Source organism: Streptomyces sp. NPDC026673, assembly GCF_040638135.1.
In the GTDB taxonomy this organism is placed as follows: Bacteria; Actinomycetota; Actinomycetes; order Streptomycetales; family Streptomycetaceae; genus Actinacidiphila.
This window is the reverse complement of sequence record NZ_JBEZXR010000019.1, coordinates 58,242-76,202: the sequence shown is the minus strand read 5'-3', so window position 1 is coordinate 76,202 and position 17,961 is coordinate 58,242. Positions and strand designations below refer to the sequence as shown.

Sequence of the window (17,961 nt, the reverse complement as noted above, 5' to 3'; positions counted from 1 at the left end):
GGTGTGCGTCAGGTGGCCGGCGAACCGGTCGGCGTGCTGTCGCCGTCCGCCGGTTCCGGAACCGGCGCGACCTCGCCGGCGCGGATCAGCTCGATCCGCGTGAGCACCTTGGAGCGCAGGTCGGTGGGTACGTCGTCGTGCCCGCAGCAGCGCTTGACCAGTTTCTTGACGGCCTGCTCGAGGCCGTACTTCTCCAAGCAGGGGTGGCACTCGTCGAAGTGCTGCTTGAACTTGGCGCAGGCGTCGTCGGACATCTCGTTGTCCAGGTACTCGTAAAGGTGTTCGAGTACCTCGGAGCAGTCCGTCTCATGGGGGTTGCCGCAGCTCATGTGCCCGAGCCCTTCTCGTCTCCCGCGCCCGCCGGGACCAGCCCGCGCTCCCGCGCGTAGTCCTCCAGCAGCGAACGCAGCTGCCGCCGCCCCCGGTGCAGACGGGACATCACCGTACCGATGGGCGTACCCATGATGTCGGCGATCTCCTTGTAGGCAAAGCCCTCGACGTCCGCGAGATAGACCGCGATCCGGAATTCCTCCGGGATCGCCTGCAGCGCCTGCTTCACATCCGAGTCGGGCAGGTGGTCCAGGGCCTGGGACTCCGCGGAGCGCAGACCCGTGGACATGTGCGACTCGGCGCGCGCCAGCTGCCAGTCCTCGATCTCCTCCGTGCCGCTGCGCTGGGGCTCGCGCTGCTTCTTCCGGTAGGAGTTGATGAAGCTGTTGGTGAGGATGCGGTAGAGCCACGCCTTGAGATTGGTGCCCTCACGGAACTGGTGGAACGACGCGTACGCCTTCGCGTACGTCTCCTGCACCAGGTCCTCGGCATCGGCCGGGTTGCGGGTCATGCGCAGCGCAGCCGAGTACATCTGGTCCAGGTACTCCAGGGCATCCCGCTCGAAGCGCGCGCTGCGCTCGACGTCGGACTCCGGAGTCACCTGCGCCTCGTGCACCTCGGACGTGCTGTCGTCGTTGCCGCTGACCGGACCCACCTCCTCCACGACGGTCACGGGGCCGTAAGCGGACCCCACGCCATCGGAGGATATCCCGGGCGGGATCGGCGCGCTGTCCCGGTTCGCCCCGCCCATCGCCGGCCACTCCGGCCAGGACAGGTACGGCGCGTCGGCGCGGGCGCGGCACTCGGCTCTGACCATCCGGCTGCCTTCCTCACTGTGCGTACGTTCTTTCGTGTGGACGCCAGGCACAACACGGGCCGCGCACCGCTCATTCCCGAAGCGGGGGCAGTTCCTCCAGCCAGCCGAGCACCGCGTCGGTGATGACGCTCAGTGCCCCCTCCTGGGTGAGGTCCGCCGACTTCGGCACGGCGAATCCGTGGTCGCCGTACGGCACCTCGACGGGCTCGTACCCCTCGGGGAACTCCTCCGGCCGCCCGAAGGGATCGCGCCCGCCCTGCAGGACCAGTACGGGCACCCCGGCCCCGGTGAGCTCGTCGGCCCGGGACTTCTCCGGCTTGCCCGGCGGGTGCAGGGGGAAGGACAGCGCCAGCACCCCGACCGCGCCGAGCGCCTCCGCCGTACGACAGGCCACCCGCGCCCCCGCGCTGCGGCCGCCGGCGACGACCGGCAGGCCCGGCTCGGCCAGCGCGGGCCACAGCGCGGTCCAGGCGGTGTCCAGGGCCTTCGGCGCGGGCGCCACCTTCTTGCCGGCCACCCGCCACGGCTGCTCCACCAGGGCGACCGTCCAGCCGCGCGGCGGCAGGGCCGCGGCCAGCGCCCGCAGGTCGCGTGCCTCGATGCCGCCTCCGGCCCCATGGCCCAGCGCCACGACGGCGCGGGCGCGGCGGGCCCGGTGCCAGGTGACGCGGGCGTCACCCGCGGGGGTGGACACGGTGTCCATGATCTCGCTCACACCGGCCAGTCTGGCACCGCGGCCGGTCAGAACAGCGTCGCCTCTTCGGGGGCCTCGATCGCCTCGACCAGCTCGGGTCCGTTGTTGCGGACGTTGCTCACCTCGGTGCGCACGGGGTGCACACGCAGCAGGCCGGGCCGCGGCGGCGCGAGCAGTCCGCGCAGGTCCTCGACCTCGGTGCGCGCGGGATCGAGCCAGTCGTCCCAGTGGTCCGGGGTGATCCACAGCGGCATGCGCGGGTGGATCTCGGCCAGGGACCGCGGACCGCCGGGGCGCTCGTCGGCGTCGGCGAAGGGCTCGCTCCAGGCCTCCGTGGTGATGACGGTGCAGGTGACCCACCAGGCGCGCGGGTGCTCGTCGGGCAGGGTGCGGTCGCGCCAGAACTCGTACAGCCCGGCCATCGCGAAGACCGAGCCGTCGACGGGGGTGACGAAGTACGGCTGCTTGCGGGGCCGCTTCCTCTTCCCCTCCTCCTCCAGCTGCCGCTCCTCCCTGCCGGTGACCCACTCGAAGTAGCCGTCGGCGGGAAGCAGGCAGCGGCGCGAGGCGAAGGGGCGGCGGTAGGACGCCTTCTCGTGCACGGTCTCGGCCCGCGCGTTGATCATCTTGACGCCGACGTCGGGCGTCTTCGCCCAACTCGGCACCAGCCCCCAGCGCAAGGCGCGCAACTGGCGCACGATCTCGCCCGTCTCCTTGTCCGGCCGCTCCAGCACCGCGTAGGTGCTGTCGGTGGGCGCGACATTCCAGTTGGGGTCGAGCGCCTCCGTGGCATCCCATTTCCGCACGTCGAACACCTCGACGAGATCCTCGGGCCTCCGGCTCGCTGCAAATCGACCGCACATGAGTGCCAGATTGCCACGGCGCGGACACAGCCGGCCGTCGTATGGTGCGGAACCGTGCAGCTCATCGACTCCATCCTCGGCACCCAGCCCGCGCCCTCCCCCTGGCTGGTCGGCGTCACGGCCGCCGTCGCGCTGGCCGCGGTGCTGCCGCACGCCCTGTGGCGGCTGACCCGCAACGCGATCACCATCGCCCACGAGGGCGGCCACGGCCTGGTCGCCCTGCTGTCCGGACGCCGCCTCCAGGGCATCCGGCTGCATTCCGACACCTCGGGCCTGACCGTCTCCCGCGGCAAGCCGTACGGCCTCGGCATGATCCTCACCGCGGCGGCCGGTTACACCGCGCCTTCGCTGCTGGGTCTCGCCGGGGCGCTGCTGCTCGCCGCGGGGCACATCACGGCGCTGTTGTGGGGCGCGACGGCCCTGCTGCTGGTGATGCTGGTGATGATCAGGAACGCGTACGGGGTGCTGACCGTGTTCGTCACCGGCGGGCTCTTCCTGCTGGTGTCCTGGCTGACCGAGCCCGGGGTCCAGGCCGCGTTCGCGTACCTGGTGGTGTGGTTCCTGCTGTTCGGGGGTGTCCGGCCGGTCCTGGAACTCCAGCGCAAGCGGCGCGGCGGAGCGGCGCCGGCCTCGGACGCGGACCAGCTGTCCCGGCTGACGCACACCCCCGCCGCGCTGTGGATGCTGTTGTTCTACGCGGTGGCGCTGCTCTCGCTCCTCGGCGGCGGACGCTGGCTCACAGGTCTGTAGGCCTTGCGAGCGGGTATCTGTTTCCTTCAGGTTTCATGCGCTTTGTGAGCGATTCGCCCTCTCGTTGAGCCACTACGCTTGGGGCCATGACCGGTAACCCCGCGCACACCGCCCTTTGGCCCGCGCCGCTCGCGTCCGCTCCCGTCGACGCGACGGTCACCGTGCCCGGATCCAAGTCGGTCACCAATCGCGCCCTGGTGCTCGCGGCCCTCGCCTCGGAGCCGGGCTGGCTGCGCCGCCCGCTGCGCAGCCGCGACACCGTGCTCATGGCCGACGCGCTGCGCGCCATGGGCGTGCAGATCGACGAGGTGGTCAATCCCTACGGCGGCGAGGCCTGGCGGGTCATTCCGGCCGGGCTGCACGGCCCCGCCACCGTCGACGTCGGCAACGCCGGCACGGTGATGCGGTTCCTGCCCCCGGTCGCGGCGCTCGCCGACGGTCCGGTGCGCTTCGACGGCGACCCGCGCAGCCACGAGCGCCCCCTGCACGGGGTCATCGACGCGCTGCGCTCCCTGGGCGCCCGCATCGACGACGAGGGCCGCGGCGCGCTGCCGCTGACCGTGCACGGCGGCGGGGCGCTGGACGGCGGCCCGGTGTCGATCGACGCGTCCTCGTCCTCCCAGTTCGTCAGCGCCCTGCTGCTGTCCGGCCCCCGCTTCAACCAGGGCGTCGAGGTCCGGCACACCGGCCCGACCCTGCCGTCGCTGCCGCACATCAGGATGACGGTCGAGATGCTCCGCCACGCCGGCGCCAAGGTCGACACCCCGGAGAACGGCGGCGAGCCCGACGTCTGGCGGGTCGACGCCGGCGCGCTGCTCGGCGTCGACCTCACCGTGGAGCCGGACCTCTCCAACGCCCAGCCGTTCCTCGCCGCCGCGCTCGTCACCGGCGGCCGGGTGGTCGTCCCGGACTGGCCGCGGCGCACCACCCAGCCCGGTGACGCGCTGCGCGAGCTGTTCACCCGGATGGGCGGTTCCTGCGAGCTGACCGACGCGGGCCTGGTGTTCACCGGCTCCGGCCGGATCCACGGCATCGACGCCGACCTGTCGGACGTCGGCGAGCTCACTCCCGGCATCGCGGCGGTCGCCGCGCTCGCCGATTCCGAGTCCGTGCTGCGCGGCGTGGGCCACCTGCGCCTGCACGAGACCGACCGGCTGGCCGCGCTGAGCAAGGAGATCAACGAGCTCGGCGGCGACGTCACCGAAACCGAGGACGGTCTGCGCATCCGTCCGCGGCCGCTGCGCGGCGGGGTCTTCCACACCTACGACGACCACCGGCTGGCCACGGCGGGCGCCGTCCTGGGGCTGGCCGTCGACGGCGTGCGGGTCGAGAACGTCGGCACCACCGGCAAGACCCTCCCCGACTTCCCCGAGATGTGGACGGCCATGCTGGGCGCGGCGCCGGCGGCCTCCGCGTCCCCGGTGCGGGCCTGAGCCATGCGGCGCTACGGCAAGCACACCGACGAGGACGACGTCCGGGTCCGCCCGAACCGCAAGGGGAACCGTCCCCGTACGAGCATCCGGCCCAAGCACGAGGACGCCGTGGAGGGCTTCGTCCTCACCATCGACCGGGGCCGCATCACCTGCCTCGTGGAGGACCGCACGGTCACCGCGATGAAGGCCCGCGAACTGGGCCGCAAGGGCATCGCGGTCGGCGACCGGGTGGGCATCGTCGGCGACCTGTCCGGCGACAAGGACACCCTGGCGCGCATCGTGCGCGTGGAGGAGCGCAGTTCGGTGCTGCGCCGCACCGCCGACGACACCGACCCGTACGAGCGGGTGGTCGTCGCCAACGCCGACCGGCTGGCCATCGTCACCGCCCTCGCCGACCCCGAGCCGCGCCCCCGGCTCATCGACCGCTGCCTGGTCGCGGCGTACGACGCCGGGCTGGAGCCGCTGCTGGTGCTCACCAAGTCCGACCTCGCCCCGGCGGAGCCGCTGCTGGAGACGTACGCGCCGCTGGGCGTCCCCTATGTGGTGACCAGTCACGAGAACTTCGACGCCGGGGCGACGGAGGCCGTGCGCGAGCACCTCAAGGGCCGCATCACCGCCTTCGTCGGCCACAGTGGCGTCGGGAAGACCACCCTGGTCAACGCCCTGGTGGAACGTCAGCGCGCGACCGGCCTCGTCAACGCCGTCACCGGCCGGGGCCGGCACACCACGACCTCGGCGCTCGCGCTGCCGCTCAGCGGCGAGGAGGGCTGGGTCATCGACACCCCGGGCGTGCGCTCCTTCGGTCTCCACCACGTCGATCCGTCCCGGGTCATCCACGCCTTCCCCGATCTGGAGCCCGGCACGGAGGACTGCCCGCGCGCCTGCAGCCACGACGAACCCGACTGCGCCCTGGACGCCTGGGTCGCCGACGGACACGCGGAACCCGCCCGGTTGTTCTCGCTGCGGCGGTTGCTCGCGACGCGTGAGCGCAAGGAAGGGGACTGAGACGCCGTTTCCGGGCATGCTGTGTGATGATCGCTCATCGACAGACGGAACGGGAGGGCGCTCGATGGCCTGGCTCCTCGTGGTGGTCGCCGGACTGCTCGAAACCGGCTTCGCGGTCTGCCTCAAGCTCTCCCACGGGTTCACACGCCTGTGGCCGACCATCGCATTCTGCGCCTTCGCCCTCGGCAGCTTCGGCCTGCTGACGCTCGCCCTGAAGAAACTGGACGTCGGGGCCGCGTACGCGGTCTGGACGGGCATCGGGGCCTCCGGGACGGCCATCTACGGCATGGCCTTCCTCGGCGACGTCGTCTCCACCCTGAAGCTGATCTCCATCAGCCTGGTGGTCCTGGGCGTCATCGGGCTCCAGCTATCGGGCTCCACGCACTGACCCGGCGCTCTCCCGATGCGGCACTCTGCCACCCCGGTGTTCTCGCCCCGCGCCGGCACCCGGCCGCGCCTGGGTCACCAGCCGCGCTGCAGCAGCCCCCGGACCAGCCGGGCCACCCGCAGGCAGGCCTCCTCGTCGGAGGCCGCGGGAGCGACGACATAGGAGACGGTCAGGCGCACCGCGGCCTCGCAGGCCCAGCCGGTCTCGGCCTGGTCGAGTCGGGGGAAGCGCCGCCCCAGCGCCGCGGCGGCGCGCACCCGGACGGCGTCGAGAAGCTCGGCGGGGGCGAGCGGGCCGTCGTCCCCCCGCGACCTCCGTCCGGCCACGCGCGGCACGGGCACGTGCGGCACGGGCACGGGCACGATGGCCGCCGCCGGAACCCGGTCCCCGCGGCAGCCGGTCAGCGCCGCGCGCACGAGGGGGCTGCGGCGGGCACTGTGCAGGGTCCAGGCGGTCGCGGCGGCGAAGCAGTCGCCGGCGTCGGCGCCGTGCCGCGCGGCGGTGTCCAGGGCGCGCTCCACGCCGGCCAGGAACTCGTCCGCCGCCCTGCGGGCCAGGGCGCGCGCGAGGCCCTCCTTGCTGCCGAACTCGTTGTAGAGGGTCTGCCGCGACACCCCGGCGACGGCCGCCACATCGACCATTCTGATCGTCGCCCACGACCGGTCGCCCAGTGCGGACAGCGCCGCGTCCAGGAGTGATTCACGCGCTGTCGGCACGGTTGCCTCCAAGCGGTCTCAAGCGGTCTCAAGCGGTCTCAAGCGGTGCCGAGCGGCCTCGAGGGGCTGTGCGGCCAGAATTGACGCGCTGTCGATCCGTGTCAACCCTCCCCGTACACCTTGCGTGACCTCGACCTGCTGCGATCGATACTGTTCGCTCCATGCCGGACTTCAACGACGATCTGCGCCTCGCGCACATCCTTGCCGACGCCGCCGACGCCGCCACCATGGAGCGCTTCAAGTCCCTGGACCTCAAGGTAGAGACCAAGCCCGACATGACGCCGGTGAGCGAGGCCGACAAGCGCGCCGAGGAGCTGATCCGCAGTCAGCTCGGGCGGGCGAGGCCGCGCGACGCGGTGCTCGGCGAGGAGTACGGCACGGAGGGGACCGGTCCGCGGCGGTGGATCGTCGATCCGATCGACGGCACGAAGAACTACGTCCGCGGGGTGCCCGTGTGGGCCACCCTCATCGCGCTGATGGTACGCGGGGAGCAGGGCGACGAGGGCGTGGTCGGCCTGGTGTCCGCGCCCGCCCTGGGGCGCCGCTGGTGGGCGGTGAAGGGCGGCGGCGCCTACACCGGACGCAGCCTGGCCTCGGCCACGCGGCTGCGGGTGTCGCAGGTGAGCCGGCTCCAGGACGCCTCCTTCGCGTACTCCTCGCTGAGCGGCTGGGAGGAGCAGGGCCGCCTCGACGGCTTCCTCGACCTGACCCGGTCCTGCTGGCGGACGCGCGCCTACGGGGACTTCTGGCCGTACATGATGGTCGCCGAGGGCGCGGTGGACATCTGCGCGGAGCCCGAACTGAGCCTGTGGGACATGGCGGCGAACGAGGTCATCGTGCGCGAGGCCGGCGGGCGCTTCACCAGCCTCGACGGCACCGCGGGTCCGTACGGCGGGAACGCGGCGGCGTCCAACGGGCTGCTGCACGAGGACATGCTCGCCTTTCTGAACCGCCCGTAACCGCACTACCCCTCACACTACCGATCACCCTCCGCACGCCCCTTGCTGCGGACCGCGGTGCATGTGAACATGAGAATGCGTGAGCTTGTGCATTTGTGAAACGGTTCTCAAGACGGCCACGACGCAGCCCGAGGGGTATCCCATGCTCGTACGCGACGCCATGAGCACGGTCGTTCTCACGGTCGGTCCCGCTCACACCCTCCGCCAGGCCGCCCGGCTGATGTCCGCCCGACGGGTGGGCGCGGCGGTGGTACTCGATCCCGACACCTGCGGTCTCGGCATCCTGACCGAGCGCGACATCCTCAACGCCATCGGTGCGGGGCTCGACCCCGACCTCGAACTCGCCGCCGCCCACACCACCACGGACGTGGTCTTCGCCGCGCCCCAATGGACCCTCGAAGAGGCGGCCGCCGCGATGGTACGCGGCGGCTTCCGGCACCTGGTGGTGCTGGACGACCGCAACCCGGTCGGCATGGTCTCCGTACGCGACATCGTGCGCTGCTGGCAGCCGGCGCACGCCCTGGCCGGCTGACGGGCCGGACATGGATCGGAGGGGGCCGGGCGCCTGGACGCGCCCGGTCCCCTCCGGGTCTGTGGCGCGAGGTGCGCCGCCATGAGGGCCGGTCAGCCGCGCAGCGCGCGGACGGCGGCCTCCAGTCGCTTGCCGAAGTCCTCGTCGGCCCGGCGGAAGTTGCCGATCGCCCGCTCGGCGATGTCGTCGCGCGACACCTTGGCGATGAAGCCGGAGAGGTTGGCGACCAGACGCTCCTTCTCCTCGTCCGACATCAGCCGGTAGAGGTTGCCGGCCTGGACGAAGTCGTCGTCCTCGGCGTGCGAGGGCGCCTCGTGGTTGCCGGTGTACCCGGTGACCGCGGTGGCCGACCACAGCGGGCGGCCGGTCTGGTCGGGGCCGCCGAAGCTGTTCGGCTCGTAGTTCTTCGCGCCGCCGTGGCGGCCGTCGTAGAGGTGGCCGTCGCGGCCGTGGGTGCGCGCCTCGGTGGCGTGCGGGCGGTTCACCGGCAGGTGGTCGGCGTTGATGCCGACGCGGTAGCGGTGGGCGTCGCCGTAGGCGAACAGACGGCCCTGCAGCATCTTGTCCGGGGAGGGGCCGATGCCGGGAACGAAGTGCGCCGGGGAGAAGATCGACTGCTCGACCTCGGCGAAGATGTTCCGCGGGTTGCGGTTGAGCTCCAGCCTGCCGATCTCGATCGGCGGGTAGTCCTCGTGCGGCCACACCTTGGTGAGGTCGAACGGGTTGAAGCGGTAGGACGCGGCGTCCTGCGCCGGCATGATCTGCACCTGCACGGTCCAGCTGGGGAACTCGCCGCGCTCGATGGCCTCGCGCAGGTCGCGCTGGTGGGAGTCGGGGTCCTCGCCGGCGATCCTGTTGGCCTCGTCCTGGGTGAGGTTCCTGATGCCCTGGTCGGTCTTGAAGTGGTACTTGACCCAGAAGACCTCGCCCGCCTCGTTGGTCCACTGGTAGGTGTGCGAGCCGTAGCCGTTCATGTGACGGTAGCTCGCGGGGATGCCGCGGTCGCCGAACAGCCAGGTGACCTGATGCGTCGACTCCGGCGACAGGCCCCAGAAGTCCCAGACGTTGTCCGCCTCCTGGGATCCGGTGTACGGGTCGCGCTTCTGGGTGTGGATGAAGTCGGGGAACTTGATGGCGTCCTTGATGAAGAACACCGGGGTGTTGTTGCCGACGAGGTCGTAATTGCCCTCCTCGGTGTAGAACTTCAGCGCGAAGCCCCGGGGGTCGCGCACCGCGTCCGCCGCACCCAGGTTGCCGGCCACCGTGGAGAACCGCAGGAACGTCTCGGTCTGCTTGCCGACCTCGGACAGGAACTTCGCCCGGGTGTACTTCGTCACGTCCGCGGTCACCGTGAACGTGCCGTAGGCGCCGGCGCCGCGGGCGTGCACCACGCGCTCCGGAACGCGCTCGCGGTTGAAGCGGGCGAGCTTCTCCAGCAGCAGCTGGTCCTGGAGCAGGACCGGCCCTCCGAGGCCCGCGGTCTCGCTGTTCTGGTTGTCCGCGACCGGGGCGCCCGCCTCCGTCGTCAGCGGGCCGGTCTCCTGAACCGTCACGTGCCTCTCCCTGGGTTGGTGCTGTGCCTTGGCTCTCGCCGGAAGCGATCCTACGATAGACAGAGTCCAAGTCAAGAAGGGGATCAAACTCGTACCAGGTCGGAACACGGACTGTCACTGTTAAGCTGTTCTCATCCCACTGATAGGTGAAATGGCATGAGTGACCTGCTGGAGCGACTGCGCGGACGCGGCTGGCGTATGACCGCGCAGCGGCGCGTCGTGGCCGAGGTCCTCGACGGCGACCACGTCCACCTGACCGCCGACGAGGTGCACGCCCGGGCGGCGGCACGGCTGCCCGAGATCTCCCGGGCGACCGTCTACAACACCCTGGGCGAGCTGGTCTCGCTCGGCGAGGTGATAGAGGTCGCCACCGACGGCCGCGCCAAGCGGTACGACCCCAACGCCCACCGCCCGCACCAGCACCTGGTGTGCTCCGGCTGCGGCACCATCAGGGACGTCCACCCGCACGGCGATCCGCTGGCGGACCTGCCGGACGCCGAGCGCTTCGGCTTCGCCGTCTCCAACGTCGAGGTGACCTACCGGGGCCTGTGCCCCGCCTGCGCCTGACGCTGCGCCGTCCGCCGCACGCGTTCCGCGGCCTTCCGCACCCCCGGCTCCGGCCGGGTGCGGCCCACCCAGACCGTCTCCGCGGGCACCTGCCCCGCGACCTTGGCGAGCGCCTCGAAGGCCTCCCGGGCCACCCCGGGATCCGCGTCCATGGCCAGCGGCCCCAACTGCCGTACCAGCCCCTCCTGCTGGACGAGCCGGCCCGCCGCCCGCACCGCGGCGCGGCGCACGGCCGGCGGCCACGGGGCCCGTGCCTCGCGTGCCAGCCTCAGCAGCAGCGGCACGTCGGAGGCGTCCCCGCACTCCCCCAGCCCCGTCGCCAGTCCGGCGACCAGCCGCGGCGGGCTCTGCGGGCCGCAGCGCAGCAGCTGCCTGCGGTAGGCCAGCGCCGGGGGCTCCCCTCTGCTGTACAGCCGCCAGCGGGCCTGTGCCCGGACGATCCGCGCCGGGTCGGCCAGCGGGGCGGTCAGCCGCGCCGCCGGCACGTCGTCGGGCAGCGCCGCGACCGCCAGCTCCCGCACGGCCGCGGAGCGGGCCCACAGCAGCCTGCCCGCCTGGTCCGGGTCCATCTCCAGCAGCCGCTCGGCGCACAGCCTGCGGCACACCTGGTCCGGGTCGCGCAGCGCCGTCCGCACCAGGTCCCCGCGTACGAACTCGCCGAGCTCCAGGGCCAGCTCCACTCCGAACCGCCGCGTCAGCGGGTCCACGTCGGCCGCCAGCGCGCGCACCGCCCGGCGGGCCTCGGGGGCCGCCAGGACCCCGCGGTACGCCTCCGGGGTCTCCGCCGCCCTGCTCCGCCCGCGCAGCCTCAGCAGCAGCCGTACGGCCGCCGCGGCCTCGTCCGGGGCGGTACGGCGCAGCAGGGCCGCCACGGCACGGTCACGGACCTGTTCCACCCAGTCCGCGGTCCGCAGGGCCAGGGCGGAGGCCACCAGAGGACCGCCGTGCACGGCCAGCCCTTCCACGGCGGCCTGACGCGTCCGGCCGTCCCGGTCCATCGCGGCCAGCAGCAGGCGCAGCGGCTCGCTCTCCCCGGGTGCCGGGGGCGCGCCCTCCCGTACGCGGGCGGCGCGGTCCAGCAGCAGCCACAGCCGGGGCGGCGCCGCGGCCAGCGCCCTCAGCGCGGCCGCGCGGTCATAGGCGGCGTCCTCGTCCTCCGTGGCGCTCCACAGCTCGGCGAGCAGCTCCTCCACGGCGGCGGCCGTGCACAGCCGACCCCACCGGGTCACATCCCTGAGTTCCGTCGGCCGCCGCTTACGCCGCCTGCGCAGCAACACCGCCTCCTCGCGCCGCCTGAGGACCTGCCTTCAGGATCGCGCGGCGGCGGCGGTCGGCCCAGGTTCCCCGGCGCCCTTTTGCCCGAACCATGCCAGGGCTGTACCCAACGCATACGAGAAGGGCCCGGAAGCCTTGGCTTCCGGGCCCTTCTCGTTTCAGTAGCGGGGACAGGATTTGAACCTGCGACCTCTGGGTTATGAGCCCAGCGAGCTACCGAGCTGCTCCACCCCGCGTCGTTGTGTCCCTAGATTAACCTCCCGGCCCTGAGCAGCGCAAATCGCTTTCACGCGGAGAGCTCGTGCTCCAGGGCGTCGGTGAGCCGGGCGGCCCGCTCGGCCACCTCCGCGGGGCCGCACTCCACCGCGCGGGAGCACCACGCCTTGGCGTCCGCGAGCTGCCCGTGCCGCGCGGCGAGCAGCGCCAGCCGCAGCGCGGCGCGGCCGTGCCCGGCATCGGCGGCGCGGGTCCACCACAGGGCCGCCTCCGGCTCCGCACCCTCCCGGGCGAGCAGCAGCCCGAGGTTGAAGGCGCCGTTGCGGCTGCCGCCCTCGGCGGCCTCCCGGTACCAGTGGGCGGCGTCGACGACGTCCCCGCGCTTGGCGGCACACATGCCGAGCCTCACCTGGGCGCGGCGGTGCCCCTGGCCGGCGGCGCGGGCGTACCACTCCTCCGCCTCGGCGGCGGCCTCCTGCGTGCCCTGGCCGTCCAGCAGCGCGCCGAGCCGGAAGGCGCCCTCGGGGCTGCCCCCGCCCGCGGCGCAGCGCAGATGGCGTTCCGCGCCGTGCGTGTCGCCCTCCTTCTGCAGGGCGATCGCGACCTGGAGCGCGGCCTCGCCGTGCCCGCTCGACGCGGCGCGGCCGTACCAGCGCCGCGCGGTGGCGTCGTCGCCGCGGCCGGCGTACAGGATGCCGAGGTTGAAGGCGGCGTCCACGCTGCCCGCCTCGGCGGCCTTGGAGAACCACGGCTCGGCGCCCGCCGCGTCGCCGCGCTGCAGCAGCAGCACGGCCAGGGCGTTGGCCGCCTCGCGGTGCCCGGTGTAGGCGGCCTTGCGATACCACTGCTCGGCCTGGGCCGTGCGGCCCTGGCCGGCGCAGAGCAGCCCGAGGTTGAAGGCGCCGTTGACGTCCCCCGCCTCGAGCGCGGCCCGGTACCACCGCTCGGCGGTCTGGCTCTCGCCCTCCTGGGCGTGCAGGGCGCCGAGCGCGTTGGCGGCGTTGCCGTCTCCGGCGTTGGCGGCGCGGCGCCACCAGGTGGCCGCTCCGTCGACGTCACCGGCGTCGCGCAGCAGGAAGCCCAGCGCGCAGGCGGCGCGCGGCTCCCCGTCGCGGGCGGCGGTGAGGTACCAGCGCTTGGCCTCCTCGTTCTCGCCGCGCTCCTCCAGGAGCGTGCCGAGGCGCAGGGCGGCACGACGGTGCCGGCGGGCGGCGGCCTGCCGGTACCACTGCTCCGCCTCGCGCTCCTCGCCGCGCTCGGCGCAGATGCCCGCGAGCCGGTAGGCCGCCTCGCGGTGGCCGTGCTCGGCCGCGGCGTGGAACCAGCGCTCGGCGCCGACGTCGCGGCGGTGGTCGAGGAGGTCGGCCAGCGCGTAGGCGCCCAGGGTGTGCCCGGATTCGGCGGCCTGGCGCAGCCAGTACTCGGCGCCGGGCTCGTCGCCGCGCTCGCGGAAGTGCCGGCCGAGCGCGTGCGCGGCCGCGGCGGAACCGGCGACCGCGGCGATCCGCCACCATCCGGCGGCCTCGTCGGCGTAGCCGCGCTGGTGCAGCAGCAGGCCCAGGTTGTTGGCCGCGGGGCGGTCCCCTCCGGCGGCGGCGCCGCGCAGATGGGGCTCGGCGCCCTCGAGGTCGCCGCGGCGCAGCAGCATGGTGCCCAGGACGCTCATGGCGGCGATGTCGCCGTGCTCGGCGGCCCGCCGGTGGCGCGCCTCGAGTTCGGCCTCCTCGCGGGCCTCCAGGGTCTCCTCGTCCGGGAGTTCGGACTCGATGAGACGCTCCTCGTCGAGACCGCCCACCCGCGGACCGGGCAGCAGGTCGGAGACGGCCGGTACGAGTGGGGTTCGGGCCGCGGGCACGGTCGTCCGCCCCGCGGACCCGGTATCCCGGATCTGACGAGCGTTCAGCAGCCTTGCACCATCCCCCATGAGGTCCATCGTCGCATCACCTGTACCCGCAGTACACCTGGTATGCGGCATTCCTGCAGAGCTCAGCCGATCCCAGTTGGTCACTTCTTAGGTCACTACAGCGTTTTGTCGACTTCCCGACAGGATGCCACGCGAAACCTCAGCCGGACCGATTCCCCCCTACAAGTGAAAGGGCCCGGAGTCTATTGACTCCGAGCCCTCTCGAACAGTAGCGGGGACAGGATTTGAACCTGCGACCTCTGGGTTATGAGCCCAGCGAGCTACCGAGCTGCTCCACCCCGCGTCGTTGTGGACCAACCGTATCACGACGCGGGGTGGGCCTGGTCAGCCCTTTTGCTCCGCCTGCTTCTCGGCCTCCTGGGCCCGCCTGAGCGCGTCGGAGAGATCCTTCTGCGCCTGGCCGTACGCACCCCAGTCGCCGTCCTTGAGCGCCTTCTGACCCGCGTCGTACGCCTTCTGGGCGTCCTCCAGGGCCTGGGCGACCGTCGGATTGCCGGCGGCCGGCGGTTCGGTGCCGCCGCCCGTCTGCGGTGGCGTCTCCGGTTTGCCGCCGTCGGTCCCGAAGACCGCGTCGAGGGCCTCGCCGAGCGTGTCCTCGAACTCGGTCTGGCCGCCGTAGCTCACCAGGACCTTCTTCAGCAGCGGGTAGTTCGTGTCGGCGCCCCGGAGGTAGACCGGCTCCACGTAGAGCAGACCGCCGTCGAGCGGGATGGTCAGCAGGTTGCCGTACTCGACGGTCGAGCCGCCGCCACCACTGAGCAGCTTGATCTTCTCCGCCACGTCCGGTTCGGAGTTGAACTTGCTCTGCACCTGCTGCGGGCCGGACACCGTGGTGTTCGACGGCAGTTTCAGCACCCTGATCGAGCCGTACTCCGGACTCTTCGCGTCGGCGTCGACCGCCATGAAGGCGCTGAGGTTCTCGCGCTTGTTCGGCGTGAAGGTCGTGGTGAGCGAGAACGCCTGGTCGTTCTGACCGGGCATCTTCAGGCTCAGGTAGTACGGCGGCACCGACTTCCCGGTCTTGGCGGCCGGGTCGTTGGGCACCTCCCACACCTCGCTGCCGCTGTAGAACGTCGACGCCTTGGTGACGTGGTAGCGCGTGAGCAGCTCACGCTGCACCTTGAAGAGGTCCTGCGGGTACCGCAGGTGCGCCATCAGCACGTCGTTGATGGCCGACTTCGGCTGGACCGTGTTCGGGAAGGCCTTCATCCAGGTCTTCAGAACCGGGTCCTTGGTGTCCCACTGGTAGAGCGTGACCTTGCCGCTGTACGCGTCGACGGTCGCCTTCACCGAGTTGCGGATGTAGTTGACCTGGTTCTGCTGGGCCAGCACCGCGCGCTGCCCGTCGGTCAGCGAGTCCGCGGTGGTGTCGCCGAGCGTGGTGCGCGACGAGTACGGGTAGCCGTTGCTCGTCGTATAGGCGTCGACGATCCACACGATCCGGCCGTCGACGACCGCCGGGTACGAGTCGCCGTCGATCGTCAGCCAGGGCGCGATGGCCTCGACCCGCTCCTTGGGCGTGCGGTTGTACAGGATCTGCGAGTCGTCGCCGACGGCGCCGGAGTAGAAGATCTGCGGCTCGCCGAAGGACACCGCGTACGCGAGCCGGGTCACCGGGTTCTTCAGGGCGACGCCGCTCTTGGCGGTGTAGGTGTAGGACTTCTCACCGTCGTCGTCGGTGTAGTCGATCTCCGGCGTGGTCTTGTCCCCGACGATCGACCACTGCTTGGTTTGCTCGCCGTAGTAGATCCGCTGCTGGTACGTCCCCAGGTCGCCGGTGGTCGGCAGGTCGTACTCGGTGAAGGCCGGCTCACCGCTGGTGGTCGTGGTGGTGCCCTTGGCCGCCACCATGCCGTAGCCGTGCGTGTACTTGAAGTGGTCGTTGATCCAGCTGTGCTGCGGGATGCCCTCCAGGTTCAGCTCCCGCAGGCCCACCACCGTGTCCTGCTCCTTGCCGTCGATCGTGTAGCGGTCGACGTCGAGCGTGGACGGGAAGGCGTAGTAGCCGCGCACCTTCTGCAGCTGCTGGTAGGTCGGCGAGACCACGTTCGGGTCGAGCAGGCGGATCGACGCGGCCGTGTCGGCGTCCGTGCGCAGCTTCTCCTTGGAGTCGCTGCTCGTGCCCGAGTAGTCGGCCACGTCGGTGTGGTCGATGCCGTACGCCTCGCGTGTGGCGTCGATGTTCTTCTGGATGTACGGCTGCTCCTTGGCGGCCTCGTTCGGCTGCACCTGGAACTTCTGGACGATCGCCGGGTACAGGCCGCCGATCAGGATCGCCGACAGCACCATCAGGCCGAAGCCGATCAGCGGCAGCGACCAGGTGCGCCGCCACAGGGTGGCGAAGAACAGCAGCGCGCAGATGATGGCGATGGCGAACAGGATCGTCTTGGCCGGCAGATAGGCGTTGGCGTCGACATAGCGCAGGCCCGTCCAGTCGCCGGAGCGCAGGTTGCCGGACTTCACCGCCAGCGAGTAGCGGTCGAGCCAGTACGCGACCGCCTTCAGGGTGACGAACAGGCCGAGCAGCACCGACAGGTGCCCGGTGGCCGCCGCCGTGGCCCGGCCGCCCGGCGAGGTCAGCCGCAGGCCGCCGTACAGGTAGTGCACCAGCGCCGCCGCCAGCAGCGACAGCACCACCGCGGCGAACCCGAAGCTCAGCAGGAAGCGGTACCAGGGCAGGTCGAAGGCGTAGAAGGAGATGTCGACGTGGAACTGCGCGTCCTTGGTGCCGAACGGCGTGGAGTTCGTCCACAGCAGCCATGTGCGCCACTGGCTGGAGGCGGAGGCACCGGCGATCAGCCCCACGAGCGCGCAGACGGTGAGCAGCACCCACTTCTTGTAGGGGGCGATGCCCATCCGGTACCGGTCGAGGCTCTGCTGCTCCATCGACATCGCGCTCAGCGGCGGCCGGAGCCGGTGCGCGAGGTAGATGTTGACGCCGACGGCCGCGGCCATCAACAGGCCGAAGACGAGGAACAGGCCGATCTTGGTCCACAGGGTGGTGGTGAAGACCGAGGAGTAGTCGACGGAGCGATACCAGAGCCAGTCGGTCCAGAAACCTGAGAACATGACGAAGGCCATGGCCAGCACGGCCAGTGCGCCCAGGGTCATGAGCAGTGTCCGGGCTCGCCGCGACGGGCGGCCTACTCTGATCCGCGGCCCGTGCGGACCCCCGCCGCGGTCCGGCATCTGGAATACCAAGGTGCGCACCTCGAAGTGTCGGTCTCCGTCGGACGCCCCACCGACGCCCACTGATGCAACTTACTCACGGTTTTGTCAGTTCCCCAAGGTTCCCGATTGGGGATGCGGGTCACAGAACAGGCAGGATATTGAGCATGTCCAACATCACGTCCGAGGGTGCGCCGCTCGCCGCGACCCCGCTCACCCGTGCCGTTCTGGAGATCGACGACTACGCGTCCGGCCTGGGCTGGGACCAGCCCGCCCGGCTGTTCGCCCTGGTCGACACGGCGGCACTGCGCTCCCAGGAGCCCCGGCTCGCCGACGAGCTGGGCCTCGGCGAGGAGGCCACCGGCGGCCTGACCCCGATCGAACAGGACGAGCTGCCGGCGGGCACCGCCCTGGACGAGTTGCTGGCGACCATCGCCTGGCCCGACGTCGTCAGCGGCTGCGCGCTCACCGTGGAGCGGCTGATGCTGCCGCCGTCCGCAGAGGAGTCCATCCCGGAGGGGCTGGACGACGCTGCGCTGGCCCGCTGGGTCGCCGGCCACCCCGAGCGCCAAGAGGTCCGCATGACCGTGGGCGTGCTGCGGGACGGGTCCCGGGAGTCGGCGGTGCGGCTGCGCGAGAAGGACTCGCCGACCGAGGTGCTGACCGGCTCCGGGCTGGTGCCGGGGCTCGCCGAGGCCCTGGCGGCGACCTTCGAGGACTGACGCCCGCGGCCCCCGGGGTGCCCCGGGGGCCGCAGGGCCGGGCGCGTTC

At 71.9% G+C, this 17,961-nt stretch carries 17 protein-coding genes and 2 tRNA genes; 8 read left to right on the top strand and 11 right to left on the bottom strand.

The window, feature by feature from the left end:
- Nucleotides 1-8 precede the first annotated feature (8 nt).
- From rsrA to AB0F62_RS16060, 4 genes are all read right to left on the bottom strand, one after another.
- On the bottom strand, nt 9-329 hold the full coding sequence (gene rsrA / locus AB0F62_RS16075; RefSeq protein WP_361798132.1) for a mycothiol system anti-sigma-R factor: 321 nt from the start codon (nt 327-329) through the stop codon (nt 9-11).
- The gene (locus tag AB0F62_RS16070; protein WP_361798250.1) at nt 326-985 is read right to left on the bottom strand and encodes a sigma-70 family RNA polymerase sigma factor; all 660 of its coding nucleotides are present in this window, start codon (nt 983-985) and stop codon (nt 326-328) included. The genes rsrA and AB0F62_RS16070 overlap by 4 nt, the downstream gene beginning before the upstream one ends.
- 232 nt (nt 986-1,217) lie before the next feature.
- Nucleotides 1,218-1,850 (bottom strand): alpha/beta family hydrolase, encoded by a 633-nt coding sequence (locus AB0F62_RS16065; protein ID WP_361798247.1) that lies wholly within the window; start codon nt 1,848-1,850, stop codon nt 1,218-1,220.
- Between the two features lie 38 nt (nt 1,851-1,888).
- Nucleotides 1,889-2,704: an SOS response-associated peptidase gene (locus tag AB0F62_RS16060; RefSeq protein ID WP_361798129.1), complete on the bottom strand. Its 816-nt coding sequence runs from the start codon at nt 2,702-2,704 to the stop codon at nt 1,889-1,891.
- A gap of 54 nt (nt 2,705-2,758) precedes the next feature.
- Between AB0F62_RS16060 and AB0F62_RS16055 the strand changes: the two genes are divergently transcribed.
- The 4 genes from AB0F62_RS16055 to AB0F62_RS16040 all read left to right on the top strand — a co-directional run bounded on the left by AB0F62_RS16055 (nt 2,759) and on the right by AB0F62_RS16040 (nt 6,280).
- Nucleotides 2,759-3,454 carry a M50 family metallopeptidase gene (locus AB0F62_RS16055; RefSeq protein ID WP_361798126.1) on the top strand — a complete coding sequence of 232 codons (696 nt, stop codon included), beginning with the start codon at nt 2,759-2,761 and terminating at the stop codon, nt 3,452-3,454.
- An 86-nt stretch (nt 3,455-3,540) separates the two neighbouring features.
- Nucleotides 3,541-4,887, top strand: coding sequence for a 3-phosphoshikimate 1-carboxyvinyltransferase (gene aroA, locus AB0F62_RS16050; RefSeq protein WP_361798123.1), 1,347 nt, complete (start codon nt 3,541-3,543; stop codon nt 4,885-4,887).
- A gap of 3 nt (nt 4,888-4,890) precedes the next feature.
- Nucleotides 4,891-5,892, top strand: coding sequence for a ribosome small subunit-dependent GTPase A (gene rsgA / locus AB0F62_RS16045; protein WP_361798120.1), 1,002 nt, complete (start codon nt 4,891-4,893; stop codon nt 5,890-5,892).
- A 64-nt stretch (nt 5,893-5,956) separates the two neighbouring features.
- Nucleotides 5,957-6,280 carry a multidrug efflux SMR transporter gene (locus AB0F62_RS16040; RefSeq protein WP_361798116.1) on the top strand — a complete coding sequence of 108 codons (324 nt, stop codon included), beginning with the start codon at nt 5,957-5,959 and terminating at the stop codon, nt 6,278-6,280.
- A 74-nt stretch (nt 6,281-6,354) separates the two neighbouring features.
- Here the strand turns inward: AB0F62_RS16040 and AB0F62_RS16035 are convergent, their stop codons facing one another.
- On the bottom strand, nt 6,355-6,996 hold the full coding sequence (locus AB0F62_RS16035) for a TetR family transcriptional regulator (protein WP_361798113.1): 642 nt from the start codon (nt 6,994-6,996) through the stop codon (nt 6,355-6,357).
- A gap of 161 nt (nt 6,997-7,157) precedes the next feature.
- On the opposite strand from AB0F62_RS16035, the gene hisN reads away from it, so the two are divergent.
- Both hisN and AB0F62_RS16025 read left to right on the top strand, forming a co-directional pair.
- Entirely contained in the window at nt 7,158-7,955 is a 798-nt protein-coding gene (gene hisN, locus AB0F62_RS16030) for a histidinol-phosphatase (RefSeq protein WP_361798110.1), read from the top strand.
- 142 nt (nt 7,956-8,097) lie between these two features.
- Nucleotides 8,098-8,487 (top strand): CBS domain-containing protein, encoded by a 390-nt coding sequence (locus AB0F62_RS16025; RefSeq protein WP_361798107.1) that lies wholly within the window; start codon nt 8,098-8,100, stop codon nt 8,485-8,487.
- A gap of 92 nt (nt 8,488-8,579) precedes the next feature.
- On the opposite strand, the gene AB0F62_RS16020 is transcribed toward AB0F62_RS16025, so the two are convergent.
- Nucleotides 8,580-10,040 carry a catalase gene (locus AB0F62_RS16020; protein ID WP_361798104.1) on the bottom strand — a complete coding sequence of 487 codons (1,461 nt, stop codon included), beginning with the start codon at nt 10,038-10,040 and terminating at the stop codon, nt 8,580-8,582.
- Between the two features lie 156 nt (nt 10,041-10,196).
- On the opposite strand from AB0F62_RS16020, the gene AB0F62_RS16015 reads away from it, so the two are divergent.
- Complete coding sequence (locus tag AB0F62_RS16015) at nt 10,197-10,607, top strand: Fur family transcriptional regulator (protein ID WP_361798101.1); 411 nt, start codon at nt 10,197-10,199, stop codon at nt 10,605-10,607.
- Here AB0F62_RS16015 and AB0F62_RS16010 read toward each other — a convergent pair.
- The 5 genes from AB0F62_RS16010 to AB0F62_RS15990 form a co-directional block, all read right to left on the bottom strand.
- Entirely contained in the window at nt 10,577-11,836 is a 1,260-nt protein-coding gene (locus AB0F62_RS16010) for a hypothetical protein (protein ID WP_361798098.1), read from the bottom strand. The genes AB0F62_RS16015 and AB0F62_RS16010 overlap by 31 nt on opposite strands.
- A 208-nt stretch (nt 11,837-12,044) precedes the next feature.
- Nucleotides 12,045-12,118 (bottom strand) — tRNA-Met (locus AB0F62_RS16005).
- Nucleotides 12,119-12,168: 50 nt separating this feature from the next.
- Nucleotides 12,169-13,836 (bottom strand): tetratricopeptide repeat protein, encoded by a 1,668-nt coding sequence (locus tag AB0F62_RS16000; RefSeq protein WP_361798244.1) that lies wholly within the window; start codon nt 13,834-13,836, stop codon nt 12,169-12,171.
- A 395-nt stretch (nt 13,837-14,231) separates the two neighbouring features.
- Nucleotides 14,232-14,305, bottom strand: a tRNA-Met gene (locus AB0F62_RS15995).
- A gap of 41 nt (nt 14,306-14,346) precedes the next feature.
- Nucleotides 14,347-17,211, bottom strand: a complete 2,865-nt coding sequence (locus tag AB0F62_RS15990) for a UPF0182 family protein (protein ID WP_361798241.1) — start codon at nt 17,209-17,211, stop codon at nt 14,347-14,349.
- A gap of 146 nt (nt 17,212-17,357) precedes the next feature.
- On the opposite strand from AB0F62_RS15990, the gene AB0F62_RS15985 reads away from it, so the two are divergent.
- Nucleotides 17,358-17,912, top strand: a complete 555-nt coding sequence (locus tag AB0F62_RS15985) for a PPA1309 family protein (RefSeq protein WP_361798095.1) — start codon at nt 17,358-17,360, stop codon at nt 17,910-17,912.
- Nucleotides 17,913-17,961 lie beyond the last annotated feature (49 nt).

Excerpts from the sequence above, each read along its gene's own strand:
- AB0F62_RS16060 (WP_361798129.1), bottom strand. The coding sequence starts at position 2,704 with ATGTGCGGTCGATTTGCAGCGAGCCGGAGGCCCGAGGATCTCGTCGAG.
- AB0F62_RS16025 (WP_361798107.1), top strand. The coding sequence starts at position 8,098 with ATGCTCGTACGCGACGCCATGAGCACGGTCGTTCTCACGGTCGGTCCC.
- aroA (WP_361798123.1), top strand. The coding sequence starts at position 3,541 with ATGACCGGTAACCCCGCGCACACCGCCCTTTGGCCCGCGCCGCTCGCG.
- AB0F62_RS16015 (WP_361798101.1), top strand. The coding sequence starts at position 10,197 with ATGAGTGACCTGCTGGAGCGACTGCGCGGACGCGGCTGGCGTATGACC.
- rsrA (WP_361798132.1), bottom strand. The coding sequence starts at position 329 with ATGAGCTGCGGCAACCCCCATGAGACGGACTGCTCCGAGGTACTCGAA.
- hisN (WP_361798110.1), top strand. The coding sequence starts at position 7,158 with ATGCCGGACTTCAACGACGATCTGCGCCTCGCGCACATCCTTGCCGAC.
- AB0F62_RS16065 (WP_361798247.1), bottom strand. The coding sequence starts at position 1,850 with ATGGACACCGTGTCCACCCCCGCGGGTGACGCCCGCGTCACCTGGCAC.
- AB0F62_RS15990 (WP_361798241.1), bottom strand. The coding sequence starts at position 17,211 with ATGCCGGACCGCGGCGGGGGTCCGCACGGGCCGCGGATCAGAGTAGGC.
- AB0F62_RS16040 (WP_361798116.1), top strand. The coding sequence starts at position 5,957 with ATGGCCTGGCTCCTCGTGGTGGTCGCCGGACTGCTCGAAACCGGCTTC.
- rsgA (WP_361798120.1), top strand. The coding sequence starts at position 4,891 with ATGCGGCGCTACGGCAAGCACACCGACGAGGACGACGTCCGGGTCCGC.
- AB0F62_RS15985 (WP_361798095.1), top strand. The coding sequence starts at position 17,358 with ATGTCCAACATCACGTCCGAGGGTGCGCCGCTCGCCGCGACCCCGCTC.